Origin of the sequence: Kitasatospora sp. NPDC008050 (genome assembly GCF_042957465.1) — a bacterium.
Classification (GTDB): domain Bacteria; phylum Actinomycetota; class Actinomycetes; order Streptomycetales; family Streptomycetaceae; genus Kitasatospora.
The window spans coordinates 22406-41309 of sequence record NZ_JBIBIJ010000015.1; the positions used below are offsets into that span (position 1 = coordinate 22406).

The 18904-nt window shown below is 72.6% G+C and carries 11 protein-coding genes and 1 other RNA gene; 10 read left to right on the forward strand and 2 right to left on the reverse strand.

Translation table 11 applies throughout. The features are described 5' to 3' along the window. Positions 1-157 precede the first annotated feature (157 nt). Positions 158-5104, forward strand: coding sequence for an NAD-glutamate dehydrogenase (locus tag ACFZB9_RS25875; RefSeq protein WP_391450912.1), 4947 nt, complete (start codon positions 158-160; stop codon positions 5102-5104). A gap of 118 nt (positions 5105-5222) precedes the next feature. Here the strand turns inward: ACFZB9_RS25875 and ACFZB9_RS25880 are convergent, their stop codons facing one another. Beyond that, a complete protein-coding gene (locus ACFZB9_RS25880) occupies positions 5223-7979 on the reverse strand; it encodes an FtsK/SpoIIIE domain-containing protein (protein ID WP_391450915.1) in 2757 nt (918 codons plus the stop codon). 331 nt (positions 7980-8310) lie between these two features. Here ACFZB9_RS25880 and ACFZB9_RS25885 point away from each other — a divergent pair, with 331 nt between their 5' ends. The 3 genes from ACFZB9_RS25885 to prfB all read left to right on the forward strand — a co-directional run bounded on the left by ACFZB9_RS25885 (position 8311) and on the right by prfB (position 12802). Next, positions 8311-10206, forward strand: a complete 1896-nt coding sequence (locus ACFZB9_RS25885; RefSeq protein ID WP_391450917.1) for a protein kinase — start codon at positions 8311-8313, stop codon at positions 10204-10206. 168 nt (positions 10207-10374) lie between these two features. Next, the gene (locus ACFZB9_RS25890) at positions 10375-11676 is read left to right on the forward strand and encodes a serine/threonine-protein kinase (protein WP_391450919.1); all 1302 of its coding nucleotides are present in this window, start codon (positions 10375-10377) and stop codon (positions 11674-11676) included. Positions 11677-11692: 16 nt separating this feature from the next. Further along, positions 11693-12802 carry a peptide chain release factor 2 gene (prfB, locus tag ACFZB9_RS25895; RefSeq protein ID WP_391450921.1) on the forward strand — a complete coding sequence of 370 codons (1110 nt, stop codon included), beginning with the start codon at positions 11693-11695 and terminating at the stop codon, positions 12800-12802. 109 nt (positions 12803-12911) lie between these two features. Here prfB and ACFZB9_RS25900 read toward each other — a convergent pair whose 3' ends face one another. After that, positions 12912-13106, reverse strand: coding sequence for a hypothetical protein (locus ACFZB9_RS25900; protein WP_391450923.1), 195 nt, complete (start codon positions 13104-13106; stop codon positions 12912-12914). Positions 13107-13607: 501 nt separating this feature from the next. Here ACFZB9_RS25900 and ftsE point away from each other — a divergent pair. The 6 genes from ftsE (at position 13608) to ssrA (ending at position 18897) form a co-directional block, all read left to right on the forward strand. Then, positions 13608-14297 (forward strand): cell division ATP-binding protein FtsE, encoded by a 690-nt coding sequence (ftsE, locus tag ACFZB9_RS25905; protein WP_145905956.1) that lies wholly within the window; start codon positions 13608-13610, stop codon positions 14295-14297. 56 nt (positions 14298-14353) lie between these two features. Next, positions 14354-15265: a permease-like cell division protein FtsX gene (gene ftsX / locus ACFZB9_RS25910; protein ID WP_391450926.1), complete on the forward strand. Its 912-nt coding sequence runs from the start codon at positions 14354-14356 to the stop codon at positions 15263-15265. A 24-nt stretch (positions 15266-15289) separates the two neighbouring features. Then, complete coding sequence (locus ACFZB9_RS25915) at positions 15290-16453, forward strand: S41 family peptidase (RefSeq protein ID WP_391450928.1); 1164 nt, start codon at positions 15290-15292, stop codon at positions 16451-16453. A gap of 61 nt (positions 16454-16514) precedes the next feature. Next, positions 16515-16991, forward strand: a complete 477-nt coding sequence (gene smpB, locus ACFZB9_RS25920; protein WP_327067167.1) for an SsrA-binding protein SmpB — start codon at positions 16515-16517, stop codon at positions 16989-16991. 91 nt (positions 16992-17082) lie between these two features. Continuing rightward, the gene (locus tag ACFZB9_RS25925; RefSeq protein WP_391450931.1) at positions 17083-18417 is read left to right on the forward strand and encodes an alpha/beta hydrolase; all 1335 of its coding nucleotides are present in this window, start codon (positions 17083-17085) and stop codon (positions 18415-18417) included. 108 nt (positions 18418-18525) lie between these two features. Then, positions 18526-18897: a transfer-messenger RNA gene (gene ssrA / locus ACFZB9_RS25930) on the forward strand. Positions 18898-18904 lie beyond the last annotated feature (7 nt).

Consider the following 18904-nt stretch of genomic DNA (forward strand, 5'->3'; position numbering starts at 1 on the left):
AGGCCGAAAGACCTGTTGTACCCAGGCGGGAGGTTCTTTAAGCGTGCCTTGAGCGCCTCCGGCCAGGATGGTGCGGGAGGATTGCGGACAGGCCCGGCGGTGCACATCCTGACCACCACCGAGTCACGCAACGGCGCGCGACAGGAGCCAAACAGCCATGCAGACCAAGCTGGACGCGGCGAAGGCCGAACTGCTCGTCAAGGCGGCCGCCGCCGCCGAGCACAGCCAGGTGGGGGGAGCGGCGCCCGGAGAGGGTCTCAGCAACGGCGCTCTGACCGCGTACCTGCACCACTACTACCTTCACACCGCCCCCGAGGACCTGGTCGACCGCGACCCGGTCGACGTCTACGGGGCGGCCGCCTCGCACTACCGGCTGGGGCTCAAGCGTCCCCAGGGCACCGCGGAGGTCCGGGTCTTCACCCCGACCGTCGACGAGAACGGCTGGTCCAGCGGCCACACGGTGGTCGAGGTGATCACCGACGACATGCCGTTCCTGGTCGACTCGGTCACCAACGAGCTGTCCCGCCAGAACCGGGCGATCCACCTGGTCATCCACCCGCAGCTGATCGTGCGCCGTGACATCACCGGCAAGCTGCTGGAGATCCTCGACATCGACGCCTGCTCGCGCAGCCAGGCCGCCGGCACCGAGTGGCCCGCGGACGCCACCGTCGAGTCCTGGATGCACATCGAGATCGACCGCGAGAGCGACCGCGAGGACCTGCGCCAGATCGAGGCCGACCTGCGCCGGGTGCTGGGCGATGTGCGCGAGGTGGTCGAGGACTGGGCGAAGATGCGCACCTCCGCGCTGCGCCTGGCCGACGAGCTCGCCGAGCAGCCCCCGGCCCACCTGCCCGAGCAGGAGGTCGGCGAGGCCTGGGAGCTGATGCGCTGGCTGGCCGACGAGAAGTTCACCTTCCTCGGCTACCGCGAGTACGACCTGGTCGAGCACGAGGGCGAGGAGGTGCTGCGGGCGATCCCCGGCACCGGCCTCGGCATCCTGCGCTCCGACCCGCTGAGCGTGGACACCGACCACCACCCGGTCAGCGAGTCCTTCGGCCGCCTGTCCGCCCCGGTGCGGGCCAAGGCGCACGAGAAGAAGCTGCTGGTCCTGACCAAGGCCAACTCGCGCTCGACCGTGCACCGCCCGGCCTACCTGGACTATGTCGGCGTGAAGAAGTTCGACGCCGCCGGCAACGTGGTGGGCGAGCGCCGCTTCCTGGGCCTGTTCTCCTCGGCCGCCTACACCGAGTCGGTCACCCGGATCCCGGTGGTGCGCCGCAAGGTGCAGGAGGTCGTCGACGCCTCCGGCTTCACCGCCGAGAGCCACGACGGCCGCGACCTGCTCCAGATCCTGGAGACCTTCCCGCGCGACGAGATCTTCCAGACCCCCGCCGAGGAGCTCCAGCAGATCGCCACCAGCGTCCTGTACCTCCAGGAGCGCCGCAAGCTGCGGCTCTACCTGCGCCAGGACGAGTACGGCCGCTACTTCTCCGCGCTGGTCTACCTGCCGCGCGACCGCTACACCACCCGCATCCGGCTGCGCCTGATGGACATCCTGATGCAGGAGCTGAACGGCGCGGCGATCGACTACACGGTCTGGTCCACCGAGTCGGTGCTGACCCGGCTGCACTTCGTGGTCCGGGTCGCCCCGGGCAGCGAGCTGCCGGAGCTGACCGAGGCCGAGGTCGAGCGGATCGAGGCCAAGCTGGCCGAGGCCGCCCGGTTCTGGATGGACGGCTTCAACGACCAGCTGCTGCTGGAGCTGGGCGAGGAGCGGGCCGCCGAGCTGGCGCACAAGTACGCCAACGCCTTCCCCGACGGCTACCGCGCGGACTTCACCGCCCGTACCGCGGTGGCCGACCTCAAGCAGATCGAGTCGCTGGGCGCGGAGGGCGACTTCCGGCTCAACCTCTACCAGCCGGTCGGCGCGGGCGACGACGAGCGCCGTTTCAAGGTCTACCGGGTCGGCGGCCCGATCTCGCTGACCGAGGTGCTGCCGGTGCTCCAGCGCCTGGGCGTCGAGGTGCTCGACGAGCACCCCTACGCGCTGCGCCGCTCGGACCACACCACGGCCTGGGTCTACGACTTCGGCCTGCGGCTGCGGGAGAGCACCGAGCTGACCGACGAGGCCCGCGAGCGCTTCCAGGAGGCCTTCGCCGCCACCTGGACCGGCCGCGCGGAGAACGACGGCTTCAACGGCCTGATCCTCACCGCGGGCCTGAACTGGCGCCAGGCGGTCGTGCTGCGCGCGTATGCCAAGTACCTGCGCCAGGCCGGCAGCACCTTCTCGCAGGACTACGTCGAGGACGCGCTGCGCAACAACGCGCACACCACCCGCCTGCTGGTCAACCTCTTCGAGGCCCGGCTCAGCCCCAGCCACCAGCTGGGCGCCGACGAGCTGACCGAGGGGATCCTGGAGGAGCTGTCCGGCGCGCTGGACGAGGTCGTCTCGCTGGACGAGGACCGCATCCTGCGCTCCTTCCTGCACCTGATCAAGGCCACCCTGCGGACCAACTTCTTCCAGCGCGCCGCGGACGGCCAGTGGCACCCGTACGTGTCGATGAAGCTCGACCCGCACGCGATCCCCGACCTGCCGGCCCCCCGCCCGGCCTTCGAGATCTGGGTCTACTCGCCCCAGGTCGAGGGTGTGCACCTGCGCTTCGGCAAGGTCGCGCGCGGTGGTCTGCGCTGGTCCGACCGGCGCGAGGACTTCCGTACCGAGATCCTCGGCCTGGTCAAGGCCCAGATGGTCAAGAACACCGTGATCGTGCCGGTCGGCGCCAAGGGCGGCTTCGTCGCCAAGCAGCTGCCGGACCCGGCGGTGGACCGCGATGCCTGGCTGGCCGAGGGCATCTCGTCCTACAAGACCTTCATCTCGGCGCTGCTGGACATCACCGACAACCTGAAGGGCGGCCAGGTCGTCCACCCCGCCGACGTGGTCCGCCACGACGAGGACGACACCTACCTCGTGGTCGCCGCCGACAAGGGCACCGCGACCTTCTCGGACATCGCCAACGGCGTGGCCGAGGAGTACGGCTTCTGGCTGGGCGACGCGTTCGCCTCCGGCGGCTCGGCCGGCTACGACCACAAGGGCATGGGCATCACGGCGCGCGGCGCCTGGGAGTCCGTCAAGCGCAACTTCCGCGAGCTGGGCGTCGACACCCAGGCCGAGGACTTCACCGTGGTCGGCATCGGCGACATGTCCGGTGACGTGTTCGGCAACGGCATGCTGCTCAGCGAGCACATCCGCCTGGTGGCCGCCTTCGACCACCGGCACATCTTCCTCGACCCGAACCCGGAGGCGGCCACCTCCTACGCCGAGCGGCGCCGGCTCTTCGACCTGCCGCGCAGCTCCTGGGACGACTACGACAAGTCGCTGATCTCGGCCGGCGGCGGGGTCTTCCCGCGCAGCGCCAAGTCGATCCAGCTCAGCCCCCAGGTCCGCGCGGCGCTCGGCATCGAGGTCGCCAAGCTCACCCCGGCCGAGCTGATGAAGGCGATCCTGCAGTCCTCGGTGGACCTGTTCTGGAACGGCGGCATCGGCACCTACGTCAAGGCCGAGCGGGAGACCAACGCGGACGTCGGCGACAAGGCCAACGACGCGATCCGGGTCAACGGCAACCAGATCCGGGCCCGGGTGATCGGCGAGGGCGGCAACCTCGGCTGCACCCAGCTGGGCCGCATCGAGTACGCCCAGAGCGGCGGCCCGGCCGGCGTGGGCGGCTGGATCAACACCGACGCCATCGACAACTCGGCCGGCGTGGACACCTCGGACCACGAGGTGAACATCAAGATCCTGCTCAACCAGGTGGTCGCCGAGGGCGACATGACGGTCAAGCAGCGCAACGTCCTGCTGGCCGAGATGACCGAGGACGTCGGCCGGCTCGTGCTGCGCAACAACTACGCGCAGAACGTGGTGCTGGCCAACGCGGTGGCCCAGGCGCACAGCATGGTCAACGTGCACTCGCGGATGATCAACCGGCTGGAGGCCGACGGCCAGCTCGACCGCGGGCTGGAGTTCCTGCCCAGCGAGAAGCAGCTGAAGGACCGTCAGGCCAACGGCTTCGGGCTCACCCAGCCCGAGCTGTCGGTGCTGCTGGCCTACACCAAGATCACGCTGGCCGACGGGCTGCTCGCCACCGGGCTGCCGGACGACCCGTACTTCCGCGACACCCTGCACCTGTACTTCCCGAACGCGCTGCGCCAGCGCTTCGCCGAGGCGGTGGACAACCACGCGCTGCGCCGGGAGATCGTCACCACCCTGATCGTCAACGACACGATCAACCGCGGTGGCTGCACCTTCGCCTTCCGCCTGCGCGAGGAGACCGGGGCGACCTACGAGGAGATCGCCCGCACTCACACCGCGGCCCGCGCGGTCTTCGGCCTGGAAAAGATCTGGGACGAGGTCGAGGGCCTGGACAACCGGATCCCGGCCGAGATCGCCACCCGGATGCGCCTGCACTCGCGTCGCCTGGTCGAGCGGGCCACCCGGTGGATGCTCAACAACCGCCGCCAGCCGCTGGACATCGCCTCGACCATCGCCTTCTTCCAGCAGCGGGTGGACCAGGTGTGGACCAGCCTGCCCAAGCCGCTGCGCGGCGAGAACCTGGCCTGGTTCGACAAGATCCACAGCGAGCTGACCGAGGCGGGCGTCCCCGACGCGCTGGCCACCCGGGTCGCCGGGCTCTCCTCGGTGTTCCCGACCCTGGACATCACCGAGGTCGCGGACCGCTCGGGCAAGGACGTGGCCGAGGTCGCCGACCTCTACTACGACCTCGGTGACCGCCTGGGCATCACGCACCTGCTGGACCGGATCATCGAGCTGCCGCGCACCGACCGGTGGTCCTCGATGGCGCGCACCTCGATCCGCGAGGACCTCTTCGCGGCGCACGCCCAGCTCACCGCTGACGTGCTGGCCTGCGGCGGCGAGACCGCGAACAGCGAGGAGCGCTACGGCGCCTGGGCCGAGCTCAACAGCACGCTGCTGAGCCGGGCGCAGACCACGCTGGACGACATAAGGGGATCGGACACCTACGCGCTGTCCAGCCTCTCGGTGGCCATGCGGGTGATCCGCACGCTGCTGCGCACCGGTTCGATGCGCTGACGTCGCGTGGACAACGGCGGGGCCGCACCTTCGGGTGCGGCCCCGCCGCTTTGCTCGCCCTGCCGCGTCCGCTCCCGCCCGACCCGCGTCCGCTCTCGCTCTGCCGCGGGTCGGGCGGCTATCCCTGGGCCGCCCGCTGCAGCGCGCTGGCCAGCAGCGCCAGGTCGGTGGGGCCGTTGCCCAGCTCGCGCACCGGGCGGCGGGTCGGCGGGGCGCCCAGCTGCGCCGGGTCGACGGCGACCACGGTGGGGCGCAGCGTGGCGGTGCGCGGGATCCGGCCGCTGACCCGGGCGGTCTGGAAGGCCAGCACCGCGCCGTCGGGGCGGCGCAGATAGCCGCGCCCCGGGGTCTGCTCGGGCAGCGCGGCCGCGTCGTCGACGTGGACCAGCAGCTCGGAGTCGCCGGGGTGGTCGGTGCGCAGCGCGATCCGCCACTGCGCGGCCTCGGCCAGCTCGCTGCCCGCGCTCAGCTCCGGGCGGCTGGTGGCCGCCACCAGGTGCACGCCCAGCCGGGCGCCGCGCTGGGCGACGGCGGCCAGCGCGCGGGCCAGCGGCCGGCCGGCCGGCGAGGTGGGGGAGAGCAGCGCGTCGTAGTCGTCGACCACCACGATCAGGCGCACGGGGGGCGCGTCGGCCACCACGGTGCCGGCGGCAGGGGCCGCACCGGCGGTGGTGGACGGGCCGGCGACGGCGGCCACCGGGGCCCGGGCGGGCGCCGCCCCGGCGCTGCGCGGCTGCCCGATCACGGCCGGCCGGGCGGTCAGCGCCTGCTCGGCGAACCAGACCGGGAAGGAGCGCCCGGCGAACAGCACCTCGCGCCGGGCCAGCTCCTCCTGCAGGGCCTCGGCGGTCAGCAGCGCCCGGCGCGGGTCGTCGGCGGCGTCCAACTGGCCGGTGACGTGCGGCAGCTCGGCGCAGGCGGCCAGGCCCGCGTCGCGCCCGCCGATCAGCTGGACGTGCAGCCGGTCCGGGCGCTCGCCGACAGCCAGCGAGGCGACCAGGGTGCGCAGCAGCTCGCTCTTGCCGGCGCCGCGGGCGCCGCCGACCAGCAGGTGCCCGGGGCCGGTCAGCTCGGAGCCGGCCAGGTCGACCGTGCACAGGTCGTCCCTGGTGGTGCCGAGCAGCGCGGCGGCGGTGCCGGCGGTGCTGGGCAGGTCGTCCCAGCGGGCCGAGAGCTTGGCGGGCGTGACGGTGTCCAGCCGCAGCAGGTCGAGCAGGCGCAGCGCCTCCGGCAGCGGGCCGCGGGAGACCGGTGCGGCCTCCCGCAGTGGGGCCAGTGCCCTGGCCAGCCGCTCGGCCCAGGCGGGCGAGACGGCGTCCAGCGCGACCTCCTCGGTGCGCTGCTCGCCGCAGACGACGGTCAGCCGGGTGGCCACCTCGCCGGTGACCGTGGCGGTGGCACCGAGGCCGGGCGGCAGCTGCTCGGGGCGCTCGGCCAGACAGAGCGGGAAGACGCCGGCGGCCGGGCCGTGGCGCAGCAGCCGCTCCAGCGCCTGGCGGGCCCGGGGCGAGCCCGGATCGCCGTCCACCAGCAGCACGGTGGCCGGCTGTGCGGTCTCCTCGGGCGCGCGCTCGGCCAGCTCGGCCAGGCGCTGCTCGGCCTGCGCGGGGTCCAGGCCGAAGAGCAGGCGGCAGTCCTGGCCGTGGCCCGGGCGCAGGTGCGGCAGCCAGAGCGACCAGGCCCAGTCGGCGGTACGCCGCTCGGCCTGCTGCCGCTCGTCGGCGCTGACCACCACCAGGCTCAGCCCGCTCGGCGGGTGCAGCGTGGCGAGCTGGGCGAGCAGTGCCCGGGCCAGCCCGAGCAGCCGCGGACGCGGCCCGGCCACCCCGAGGCTGCCGGCCCGGCGCAGGTCGACGGTGACCGGGACGGCGGGCAGCACCGTGCCGGGGGTGGTGCCGGGGCCGCCGGCCAGATCGGCGGTGCCCAGGCGCAGGGTGAGCGCGTCCGGGTGGGCGGGCACCCGCTCCCACAGGCGCGGGCCCGGGCCGAGCGCGCTGAGCAGCAGGGTGGCGGGGTCGGGCGAGCGCTCGCGCAGCGCGGTGGCTTGGCGCTCACGGGCCTGGGCGTGCTGCTGGGCGGCGTCACGGGCAGCGGCGGGCGCGCCCGGGGCGGGCGCGGGGGAGCGGCCGAGCCGACGGGCGAGCAGCGAGCGGGTGCGGCCGGCTCCGCTGGGCGCGGGCGGTTCGGGCTGCTCGGCGACCGGGGTGCTGGGCCGGGCCGGGGGCGGTGGGCTGACCTGGAGGTGGCCCAGGCCGTCCGGCACGGTGGCGCGGGCCTGCTCGGCGCGGGGGGCGCAGGCCAGCGTCACGGTGGACTCGCCCAGGCGCAGCAGCGCTCCCTCGGTCAGCGCACGCGGCTCCTCGCCCAGCCCCCGGCCGTCCAGCGCGGTGCCGTTGGTCGAGCCGAGGTCGTGCACCGTCACGGTGCCGTCGCCGGCCAGCTGGAGGGCGAGGTGCAGCCGGGAGACGTCGGGGTCGTCGAGCGGCACGTCGGCCTCGCTGGAGCGGCCCACCCGCACCTGGCGGCCGTGCAGGCGGTGGACGCCGCCGGCGTCCGGGCCGCCGACCACCCGTAGCTCGGCGGCGGGCCCGGCGGGCGGCTCGTCGGCGTCCGGATCGGGCTCGCCGAGCGCGAGCACCGCGCCGTCGAGCAGCGGGGGGTGGCCGAGGGAGGTGCGTTCGTCGATCCGCTGGGACCCGGCGTACAGGTGCACATGGGTGGCGCTGCGTGCACCGCGCACGCCCACGGCGCCGGCCAGCGCCACCGCGAGCGAGCCGAGGGTCGTGCCGACCGGGGCGGTGACCAGGACATCGGTGGCGGGTGCGGGCACGCCCGCGCCCGCGCGGGGTCGGAGGACCGTCAGCCGGATCTGCATCTCGCCCGGGGTTCCCCTCTGCTCGTGATGAGTGTTGGACCGCAGGAGTGCCAGGGCCTTCAGGCCCTAGGCGTCATCCTGCCACCCGGGACTGACAGTCCGCGCACCGTACCGGATTTGACGATCTTGTGATCATCGCCATGGTGGAGCCGACGAGGACTCAGGTCAAGGCGGTGCCGGACCACCCGATCCGGCCGCGGCGGGCCACCGCGGCCCACCCGCGGTGGCCAGTCGTCGGGCTGGGGTTTGGTGGGCACCGTTAGAGTTGCCGCACACACGGACTATCGCCCAGTGGCGACGGTAGGCCTCGGTAGGGCAAGGAGTGCACCAGGTGCGGCCGGTAGGCAGCAAGTATCTGCTCGAGGAGACCATCGGGCGTGGTGCCATGGGCACCGTCTGGCGTGGGCGGGTACGCGAGGACGCCGGACTGGCGGACCTGCAGCCGGGCCAGCAGGTCGCGGTCAAGGTGCTCAAGGAGGAGCTGGCCGCCGACCAGGACATCGTGCTGCGCTTCCTGCGCGAGCGCTCGGTGCTGCTGCGGCTGAGCCACCCCAACATCGTCCGGCTGCGCGACCTGGTGGTCGAGGGCGAGCTGCTGGCCCTGGTCATGGACCTGGTGGACGGTCCCGACCTCTACCGCTACCTGCGCAGCAACGGCCCGCTCAGCCCGATCGCCGCGGCGCTGCTGATGGCCCAGATCGCCGACGCGCTGGCGGTCAGCCACGCGGACGGCGTGGTGCACCGCGACCTCAAGCCGGCCAACGTGCTGCTGGCCAGCAGCTACCCGGACGGTCAGGGCGAGCAGCTGCACCCGATGCTCACCGACTTCGGCATCGCCCGGCTGGCCGACTCCCCGGGAATCACCCGCACCAGCGAGTTCGTCGGCACCCCCGCCTATGTCGCCCCCGAGTCGGCGAGCGGTCGCCCGCAGACCTCGGCGGTGGACATCTACGGCGCCGGGATCATGCTCTACGAGCTGGTCACCGGGCGGGCGCCGTTCCAGGGCGACGGCGCGCTCCAGGTGCTCCAGGCCCACCTGACCCAGGAGCCGCCGCGCCCGCCCGGCATGCCCGAGCCGTTGTGGACGGTGGTCGAGCGCTGCCTGCGCAAGGACCCGGCCCAGCGCCCGAGCGCCACCTCGCTGGCGCACGCGCTGCGGGTGGTGGCCGCCGGGATCGGTGTGCACGCCTCGCCGGCCGCGGTGGACGCCGCACTCGCCGTGGGCGCGCTGCTGGTGCCCGAGGCGCAGCCGGCCGAGGTGCCGGGGACCGGCCCCGGCAGCACCCTGCCGGGCAGCGCCCAGGTCGGCGCCCCGGCCCAGCCGGACCCGGCCACCCAGCTGCTGACCGCGCAGTACGACCCGGGTGCGGCCACCCAGGTGATGCCGCACGGCGCCCCCGGGGCCCCGGTCGGCCCGCCCCTGCCGGGCGCCGACCCGACCCGGCTGATGCCGAGCACCTCCGGCGGCCCGATGGCCGCGGGCCCGGGTGCGGCGGGCCCGGCCGCGCAGCCGGAGGCCCCGCACCCCTGGCAGACCCAGCTGCGCGCGGCCCGCGACCGCAACCAGCAGACCCAGGTCTTCGCCGCCGAGGAGTTCGAGCCGCAGCAGGCTCCGCAGGCCTACCAGGGCGGCGGCTACGGCTACCCGCCGCAGGGTCAGCCGCGGCCGGGCGGCTACCCGCCGCCGGCCGGCCGGGGCGAGCCCTACCGGGGCGAGCAGGGCCACGGCGGCTACGGCGGCACCGAACAGGGGCGCGGCGGCTACGGCCGTGCCGAGCGCCCGCCGGTGGCCCCGCCGCCGTACCAGGCCCGGCGCCCGCAGCAGCCGCCCGGCGGCCGGCGGGACCCGTACGCCGGGCAGGGGTACACCGAGCCCGACCCGCGCTACAGCGGCGAGCAGGCCTACCGCGAGCCGGCCCAGCGCCAGGCCCCGCCCTCGCTCCCGCCGCGCCGCCCCGAGCCGCCGCTGCCCCGGGAGCGCGAGCCGGAGCCGGAGCGCGAGGCCAGGCCGCGCCGCGAGCCGCGCCCGCGCAGCCGCAACCGGATGTACATCCCGGGCCTGGGCTGCCTCAAGGGCTGCTTGATGGTGCTGCTGATCCTGGCGGTGGCCGCGATCGCGCTGTGGAACTTCACGCCGCTGCCGCGCTACTGGACCGACGTGCACACCACGATCTCCTCCACCACCAGCTGGATCAGCAGCACCTGGCACTCCGTCACCGGGAACTGACGGACCGCCACGGAGCGGTCGGCATTGACTCTTTGTCGACATATGACGGCATCGAGGTCCCGCGGAGGGGTCCGGGGCGCGTAGGTTGGTCGGTGACGCACCGACCTCACGAGCGTTCCCGGACCCCCGCGACGTCCCGGGAACGCTCCCGCCGCCCACGGAGCAGCATTGGCACGCAAGATCGGCAGCCGGTACACCGTGCACCAGGTGATCGGCCGGGGGTCCGCCGGCACCGTGTGGCTGGGCGAGGGACCCGACGGACCGGTGGCCGTCAAGCTGCTGCGCGAGGACCTGGCCACCGATCAGGTGCTCGTCGGCCGCTTCGTCCAGGAGCGGGCCGCGCTCACCAGCCTGGACCACCCCCGGGTGGTCGGGGTGCGCGACATGGTGGTGGACGGCGACGACCTGGCCCTGGTGATGGAGCTGGTGCACGGCACCGACCTGCGCTCCCGGCTGGAGCGCGAGGGCGTGCTGGCCCCGCAGGCCGCGGTCTCGGTGATCGCGGACGTGGCCGACGGCCTGGCCGCGGCCCATGCGGCCGGCATCGTGCACCGGGACGTCAAGCCGGAGAACGTGATGCTCGACCTCGCGGCCCCGGCCGGCCCCGGCGGTGCGCCGCGGGCCAAGCTCACCGACTTCGGCATCGCCCGGCTGGTCGACGCCCCGCGCCGGACCAGGGCGACCCGGATCATCGGCACCCCCGACTACCTGGCCCCCGAGATCATCGAGGGGCTGGAGCCGAGGGCGGCCGTCGACATCTACGCGCTGGCCACCGTGCTGTACGAGCTGCTGGCGGGCTTCACCCCGTTCGGCGGCGGGCACACCGGGGCGGTGCTGCGCCGCCACGTCACCGAGAGCGTGCCGCCGGTCCCCGGGCTGCCGGACGGCCTGTGGCGAATCATCGCGGAGTGCCTGGCCAAGGCCCCGGCCTCCCGGCTGCGCGCCGCCGAGCTGGCCGAGCGGCTGCGCGAGCAGCTGCCCGCCCTGGCCGGCCTGCCGCCGCTGGCGCTGCCCGCCCAGGACCGTGCGCCCGCCGAGGAGGCGCTGACCCCCGCCGAGGCCGTCTACGCCGAGGCGGACACCGGCCCCGGCACCCACCGCCGCCGGCGCGGGCCGGCCGTGCCGCTGGTCCCCACCCCGGCCCCCGACTCCACCCGGGACACCCACACCAGCCTGCGCCGCCCCTCCGCCCAGGAGCTGGCCGGCTACGCCGCCGAGTCGCGCGCCCAGCGCTCCGCCCCGGCCGCCGGCCACCGCGGGGCCGGGCGCCGCGCGCTGGTCCGCCGCCGGCGCCAGCTCGCGGTACTGCTGGCCGTGGTGCTGCTGCTGGCCGGCGCGATCGCCGCTTTCACCGCCTTCGGGGGTGGCGGGCACCACCACTCGGGCGGCCCCCTCACCCGCGGCGCGGCGGCGGTGGCGGGCCCCGCCGCGAGCACGGGGCTACCGGCCGGTCCCAGTGCCCCGCGCTAACCATTAGGCTGGTGGCGTGGCAGCCGTCGATCCTTCCGAAGAGCTCAAGAACCTCGAAACGACCATGGGGTCGATCGAGGCCGTCCTCGACCTGGACAAGATCCGGGCCGACATCGAACGTCTGGAGGAGGAGGCAGCAGCCCCCGCCCTCTGGGACGACGTCGCGAACGCGCAGAAGGTCACCAGCCGGCTCTCCTTTCTGCAGGGCGAGCTGCGCCGGGTGGAGAACCTGCGCAGCCGGATCGCGGACGTGGGGATCCTGTTCGAGCTGGCCGAGGACGAGGGCGACGCCGACACCCGCACCGAGGCCGAGAACGAGCTGTCCTCGGTGAAGAAGGCGGTCGAGGAGCTGGAGGTGCGCACCCTGCTCTCCGGCGAGTACGACGCCCGTGAGGCCCTGGTCAACATCCGGGCCGAGGCGGGTGGCGTGGACGCCGCCGACTTCGCCGAGCAGCTGATGCGGATGTACCTGCGCTGGGCCGAGCGGCACGGCTACTCGACCGAGGTCTACGACACCTCCTACGCCGAAGAGGCCGGCATCAAGTCCGCCACCTTCAGCGTGAAGACCCCCTACGCCTACGGCACGCTCTCGGTCGAGCAGGGCACCCACCGCCTGGTGCGCATCTCGCCCTTCGACAACCAGGGCCGCCGCCAGACCTCCTTCGCCGGCGTCGAGGTGCTCCCGGTCGTCGAGCAGAGCGACCACGTCGACATCGACGAGGGCGAGCTGCGGATCGACGTGTACCGCGCCTCCGGCCCCGGCGGCCAGGGCGTCAACACCACCGACTCGGCGGTGCGGATCACCCACCTGCCGACCGGCATCGTGGTCTCCTGCCAGAACGAGCGCTCGCAGATCCAGAACAAGGCCTCGGCGATGAACGTCCTGCAGGCCAAGCTCCTGGAGCGGCGCCGCCAGGAGGAGAAGGCCCGGATGGACTCGCTCAAGGACAGCGGCAGCTCCTGGGGCAACCAGATGCGCTCCTACGTGCTGCACCCGTACCAGATGGTCAAGGACCTGCGCACCGAGTACGAGGTCGGCAACCCGCAGGCGGTGCTGGACGGCGACATCGACGGCTTCATCGAGGCCGGCATCCGCTGGCGCAAGCAGAGCGAGGCCGCTCAGTAGGACGACCGGCCGCCGAGCGGACAGCTGGGCAAAGAGTCGGCAAAGACAGTGGAAGGGCCCGGACGCCAGCGTCCGGGCCCTTCCACTGTCTTGCTTGGGTGCTCGGTGCCTACGCCAGCGCCTGCCGGCAGATCATCGCCACGGCCAGCAGTGCGACCAGCAGGGCCAGCAGGGTGGCGGGGGAGAGTGCGGCGAAGGGACTCTGCTGCTCCTGCAGCCGGGCGCGCTGGGCACGGCAGACCGGGCAGCGGCCCTCGCTCACGCGGCCGGCGCAGTTGGCGCACACCAGATGGTCGCACGTCATGCGATCTCCTCCTTGCTGCTACTGCCAACGCACCGGGGGGCCCGATGGTTCCCGTGCCTGACCCGGGTGGCGGAGTGGCGCGGGCCGCGGCATCGCGGTTTGCCTCTACTCTGCCAGGTTCCGGGGCATCCGGCGCCCGGGCCGGGGAACCCGGGCAGGGACTTCTCCCTCAATCATCACATTGGTGACAAGGTGACCGCGAAACCCCGAACCCACTGTGAAATGGCTCGCAATTTTCCCGGCATTTCTCCGCAAGAGCGGACAATCCGCCAGCTTCCTTCGCCGGAGCTCCCTGCGCGGCGCGGGTCGGGTCGCGTATGGTCCCGAGCCAAGGGAGTGGCCTCGGCCGCTTCCGCCGCCCGCCCCGGGCGACTCGCGGGGGCGGGACCGACCCAGGAACGGTGCGACCAGCGGGCCCCCTTGGACTGAAGTAACGATCGGGTTACGGAAGTTGTCCGCCTCCTCAGCCGTTCCGCCTAGGATGGCCTCCGTGATGCAGCCGTGATCAGATTCGACAACGTTTCCAAGACCTATCCCAAGCAGAACCGCCCCGCCTTGTCGGAGGTCTCGCTGGAGATCGAGAAGGGCGAGTTCGTCTTCCTGGTCGGCTCCTCCGGCTCGGGTAAGTCCACCTTCCTGCGGCTGTGCCTGCGCGAGGAGCGCCCCAGCACCGGCGAGGTGCACGTGCTCGGCAAGGACCTGGGCAAGCTGTCCAACTGGAAGGTGCCGCACATGCGGCGCCAACTGGGCACCGTCTTCCAGGACTTCCGCCTGCTGCCGAACAAGACCGTGGCGCAGAACGTGGCGTTCGCGCTGGAGGTCATCGGCAAGCCGAAGAGCGCCATCAACAAGGTGGTGCCCGAGGTGCTCGACCTGGTCGGCCTCGGCGGCAAGGAGGACCGGATGCCCGGTGAGCTCTCCGGTGGTGAGCAGCAGCGCGTGGCGATCGCCCGAGCCTTCGTCAACCGCCCCATGCTGCTGATCGCTGACGAGCCGACCGGAAACCTGGACCCGCAGAACTCGGTCGGCATCATGAAGCTGCTGGACCGGATCAACCGCACCGGGACCACGGTGCTGATGGCCACCCACGACCAGGCCATCGTCGACCAGATGCGCAAGCGCGTGATCGAACTGGACAAGGGGCTGCTGGTCCGCGACCAGGCCCGCGGCGTCTACGGATACCAGCACTAGCCGGCTCCCGCCCCGCCGTCGGTCCACCAGCCTTCACCTTGGAGTAGAAGAAGCTCATGCGCGCCCAGTTCATCCTGTCGGAGATCGGTGTGGGTCTCCGCCGCAACCTGACCATGACCATCGCGGTCGTGGTCAGCGTCGCGCTCTCGCTCGCGCTCGCCGGGGCCAGTCTGCTGGTCCGGGACCAGGTCAACTCGATGAAGGGGTACTGGTACGACAAGGTCGAGGTCAGCATCTACTTCTGCACCAAGGCGGACGCGAAGAACGCCCCGCAGTGTGCGAACGGTGCGGCCACCGACCAGCAGATCGCCGACGTCGCGGCAGGCCTGGACAAGCTGCAGCCGTTGGTCGAGTCCAAGACGTTCGAGACCCAGGCGGAGGCGTACAAGCACTGGAAGGACATGAACCCGGACAACAGCCTGGTCTCCGTCCTCGGTGCCGACGCCATCCCGTCCTCCTGGCGGGTCAAGCTGAGCGACCCGACCCGCTACGACGTGATCCAGAGCGCCTTCGCCGGCCATCCGGGCGTGCGCTCGGTGGAGGACGAGCGGCAGATCCTGGACAACCTCTTCGGGCTGCTCAACGGCTTGCAGACGGCGGCCTTCGTGATCATGGTGCTGATGCTCTCGGTGGCACTGCTGCTGATCGTCAACACGGTCCGGGTCTCGGCGTTCAGCCGAAGGCGCGAGACCGGGATCATGCGCCTGGTCGGTGCCTCCAACTTCTACGTGCAGATGCCGTTCATCGCGGAGGCGGCGTTCGCCGCCTTGTTGGGCGCGGTGCTGGCCTCCGGTCTGCTGCTGCTGGGCAACTACGGCGTGCAGAACTGGCTGGCCAAGAGGGTCCAGTTCATCCACTTCATCGGGCTCTCCTCGGTGCTGCAGGTGATCCCGCTGCTGATCGTGGCGGGTATGGCGATGGCGGCGGTGGCGGCCTTCCTGACCCTGCGCAAGTACCTGAAGGTCTAGGGAAGGGCGCCTACACTCCGGTCCATGAGCGCGACTTGGCGGCGGGCACGCCACGGCGCCACCCTCAGCCTGCTGTTCGGCGCGGTGCTGTTCGGCGGCGCCGCGGTGGGCGCCTGGGGTGGTGTCGGGCCCGCCGCCGCCCCGCGCCGCTGGAGTGCCGCGGACGCGGCGGCGGTCGGCGGGCCCGGCGCCTCGGCGCTCTCCCCGCAGCAGGCCGAGCGCCTGGTGGCCAGTGGCGACGACCGCTGGGCCGCCTACTACAGCCCGCAGGAGTACGCCGCGTTCGCCCAGGGCCTGGACGGCGAGTACCTGGGCACCGGGCTCTTTGTGGACCGGGAGGACGACGGCGCCACGCTGGTCACCGAGTTGACCGCGGGCTCACCGGCCCAGGCCGCCGGGCTGCGGGTCGGTGAGCGGCTGCTCGCGGTGGACGGCGCACCGGTGGACCGGCTGCCGGTGACCGAGGTGGTGGCCCGGCTGCGCGGCCGCCCCGACACCCCCGCGGCGGCCGGACCCGCGGCCGGGCCCGGCTCCGTGGTGCGGCTCACGGTGCAGGTCCCCGGTGCCGCCCCACGCGAGGTGACGGTGCGCCGCACCGTGCTCGCGGCCCAGGACGTCGCGGTGGACCACCCCGCCCCCGGGGTGCTGTGGATCACCGCCCGGGCCTTCACCACCGGCGTCGGCGAGCAGATCGCGGCGGCCCTGCGGCACGCCCCCGCCCGCGGCACGGTGCTCGACCTGCGCGGCAACTCCGGTGGCCTGGTGGCCGAAGCGGTCACCGCCGCCTCGGCCTTCCTGGACGGCGGCCCGGTCGCCTCCTACCTGGTCGGCGGCGAGCGGCGGGAGTTGACCGCCACGTCCGGCGGGGACACCGCCACCCCGCTGGTGGTGCTGGTCGACGGCGGCACGATGAGCGCCGCCGAACTGCTGGCCGGCGCGCTGCAGGACCGCTGCCGGGCGGTGCTGGTCGGCAGCCGGACCTTCGGCAAGGGCACCGTGCAGCAACCCAGCCGGTTGCCCGACGGCTCGGTCCTGGAGCTCACCGTGGGCCGCTACTTCACCCCGGCCGGGCACTCCCCGGAGGGCACCGGCCTGCTCCCCGACGTCCGGGCCGGCGACCCGCTGACCGCCGACACCCTCGCCCTGCGGGTGCTCGACGGCCTCGGCACGGCCGGCGCCCACCGGTAGCGGGGCCCACCGGTAAACCGGCTGCCGAGCGGCTGCCCGGGATGCGAGAATGGCCGGTGCTATGGCAAAGGAAAAGGGACAGAAGCTGATCGCGCAGAACAAGAAGGCGCGACACGAGTACACGATCCTCGACACCTACGAGTGCGGGATGGTGCTCACCGGCACCGAGGTCAAGTCGCTGCGCGAGGGCCGGGCCAACCTGGTGGACGGCTACGCCTACACCCAGGCCGGCGAGGTGTGGATCGACAACGTCTTCATCCCCGAGTACACCCAGGGGACGTGGACCAACCACTCCGCGCGGCGCAAGCGCAAGCTGCTGCTGCACAAGATGGAGATCCGCAAGCTGGAGGCGAAGACCAAGGAGACCGGCCACACCCTGGTGCCGCTCTCGCTGTACTTCAAGGACGGCCGGGTCAAGCTGGAGCTGGCGCTCGCGGTCGGCAAGAAGCTCTACGACAAGCGCCAGACGCTGCGCGAGAAGCAGGACACCCGGGAGACGGCCCGCGCCGTCGCCGCGGTGCGCCGTCGGCAGGGCTGATTGTGCGCGTTCTGTAGCAGCTTGGTCCCAACCGGGTGAGCTGCCCTGGTCAGCGGGTATTTGTCCAAGGACGAATCAGTACGATCGCGGCATGAACGTCTCCCTGTTGGACGGCTGGTTCCCATGGACCGTCCAGCTCGCGGCCGCTGCCGCACTGCTCGTCGCGATCGGTTGGCGGGACCGCCGTTGGCGGCTGCGCCGGGCGCCGCTGGCGGTCGGCGCAGCCGCCGCGCTGACCGCGCTGCTCGGGCTGCTGACCGTCACCGTGGGCGGGGTCACCGACCCGCTGCCGCGCGCGCTCTGGTTCTGGCTGGGCGCGGCCGTGCTGGCGCTGACCGTGCTGGTGGCCGGCTGGCGCTCGGCGCGCTGGTGGCGGCGCGCGGTGGCGCCGCTGGCCGGGCTGCTCGCGGTGGTGGCGGGCGCCAACGCGCTGAACGCGTCCACCGGTTACTTCCCCACCCTGGACGACGCGATCGGTGAGCTCAGCGGTGCCCCGCTGCCCCAGCAGGTGACGCTCGACCAGCTCGGCTCGGTCACCGGCAAGACCGACACCGGCCGGATCGTGCAGGTCGACATACCCGACACCGCCAGCGGCTTCGCCCATCGCCAGGAGCTGGTCTACCTGCCGCCGGCCTGGTTCCGCAGCAAGACCCGCCCCAAGCTGCCGGTCCTGGAGATGATCGGCGGCGAGTACGCGGCCCCCGACAACTGGGTGCGGGCCGGTGACGCGGTGCAGACCGCGGACGCGTACGCGGCGCAGCACGGCGGCTTCGCCCCGGTGCTGGTCTTCGCGGACGCGACCGGCGGATTCAAGGTCGACACGGAATGCGTGGACGGGCCCAGCGGGATGGCCGAGGAACACCTGGTGAAGGACATTCCGCCCTATGTGGAGAAGACCTTCGACACCGCGACCGATCCGCGCAAGTGGGGAGTGGTCGGCTGGTCGATGGGCGGTACCTGTGCGATCGACCTGGCGGTCGAGCACCCCGGGGTCTTCACCCGTTTCGAGGACATCTCCGGTGACCTCGGTCCCAACGCCGGGGACAAGCAGCAGACCATCGACAAGCTGTACGGCGGCGACGCGGCGGCCTGGGCGGCGCACGACCCGATGACCGTGCTGGCGCACCACGCCAAGTACCGCGACACCGCCGGCTGGTTCGAGAGCGGGGACCAGGAGAGCCGGCAGACCGCCCAGGGCAAGGAGTTGGCGGCGGCCGCGCGCAAGGACGGGATCAGGTGCGAGCAGACCGTGCAGCCGGGCCGGCACGTCTGGCAGTTCGCCTCCGCCGCGTTCGCCGACGCGCTGCCCTGGCTCTCCCAGCAGTTGGGCACCCCGGGTCCGCACACCGGCAAGCCGGTGCCGGTGCCCGCCCCGAAGGCACCGGCGCCCGCCGCGGGCGCGTCCACGGCGCCCCCGAAGGTGTAATCGGCTGGACCGCGCCAAACCGGGCGCGTACCATGGGCGGAGCACCACCGGGAGATGAAGATCGCCCGGGGTTGTTTCTCAAAAGGCTGTACCTTCTTAAAAAAACATGGGGATGATCGGTTTCGACAGGGGACGTCGAAACAGGAGAAGCGAGCCGAGGAACGCGGCAATGATCTCGTTAACCATCTGTCGCAAAAAAATAATCGCCAATTCTAAGCGCGAGTCCTTCGCGCTCGCTGCCTGAGCAGCGAGTAGCCAAGGTGTCAGACCGGGGAGTTCCCGACCCGGACCCTGGCATAATTTAGGGAACTGAACCGTCCGCCCCGGTTACGGGGGCGGATGGGAAATCAAACAGTAGCTGGGCCCGTTGGCGGCTTGTCCGCGTGACTGCCAGGGCCGAGAAAAGCACAGCGGACTGCGCTCGGAGAAGTCCTGAATCCACTCCACTGGACCCGGGTTCGATTCCCGGCATCTCCACCATCCCATG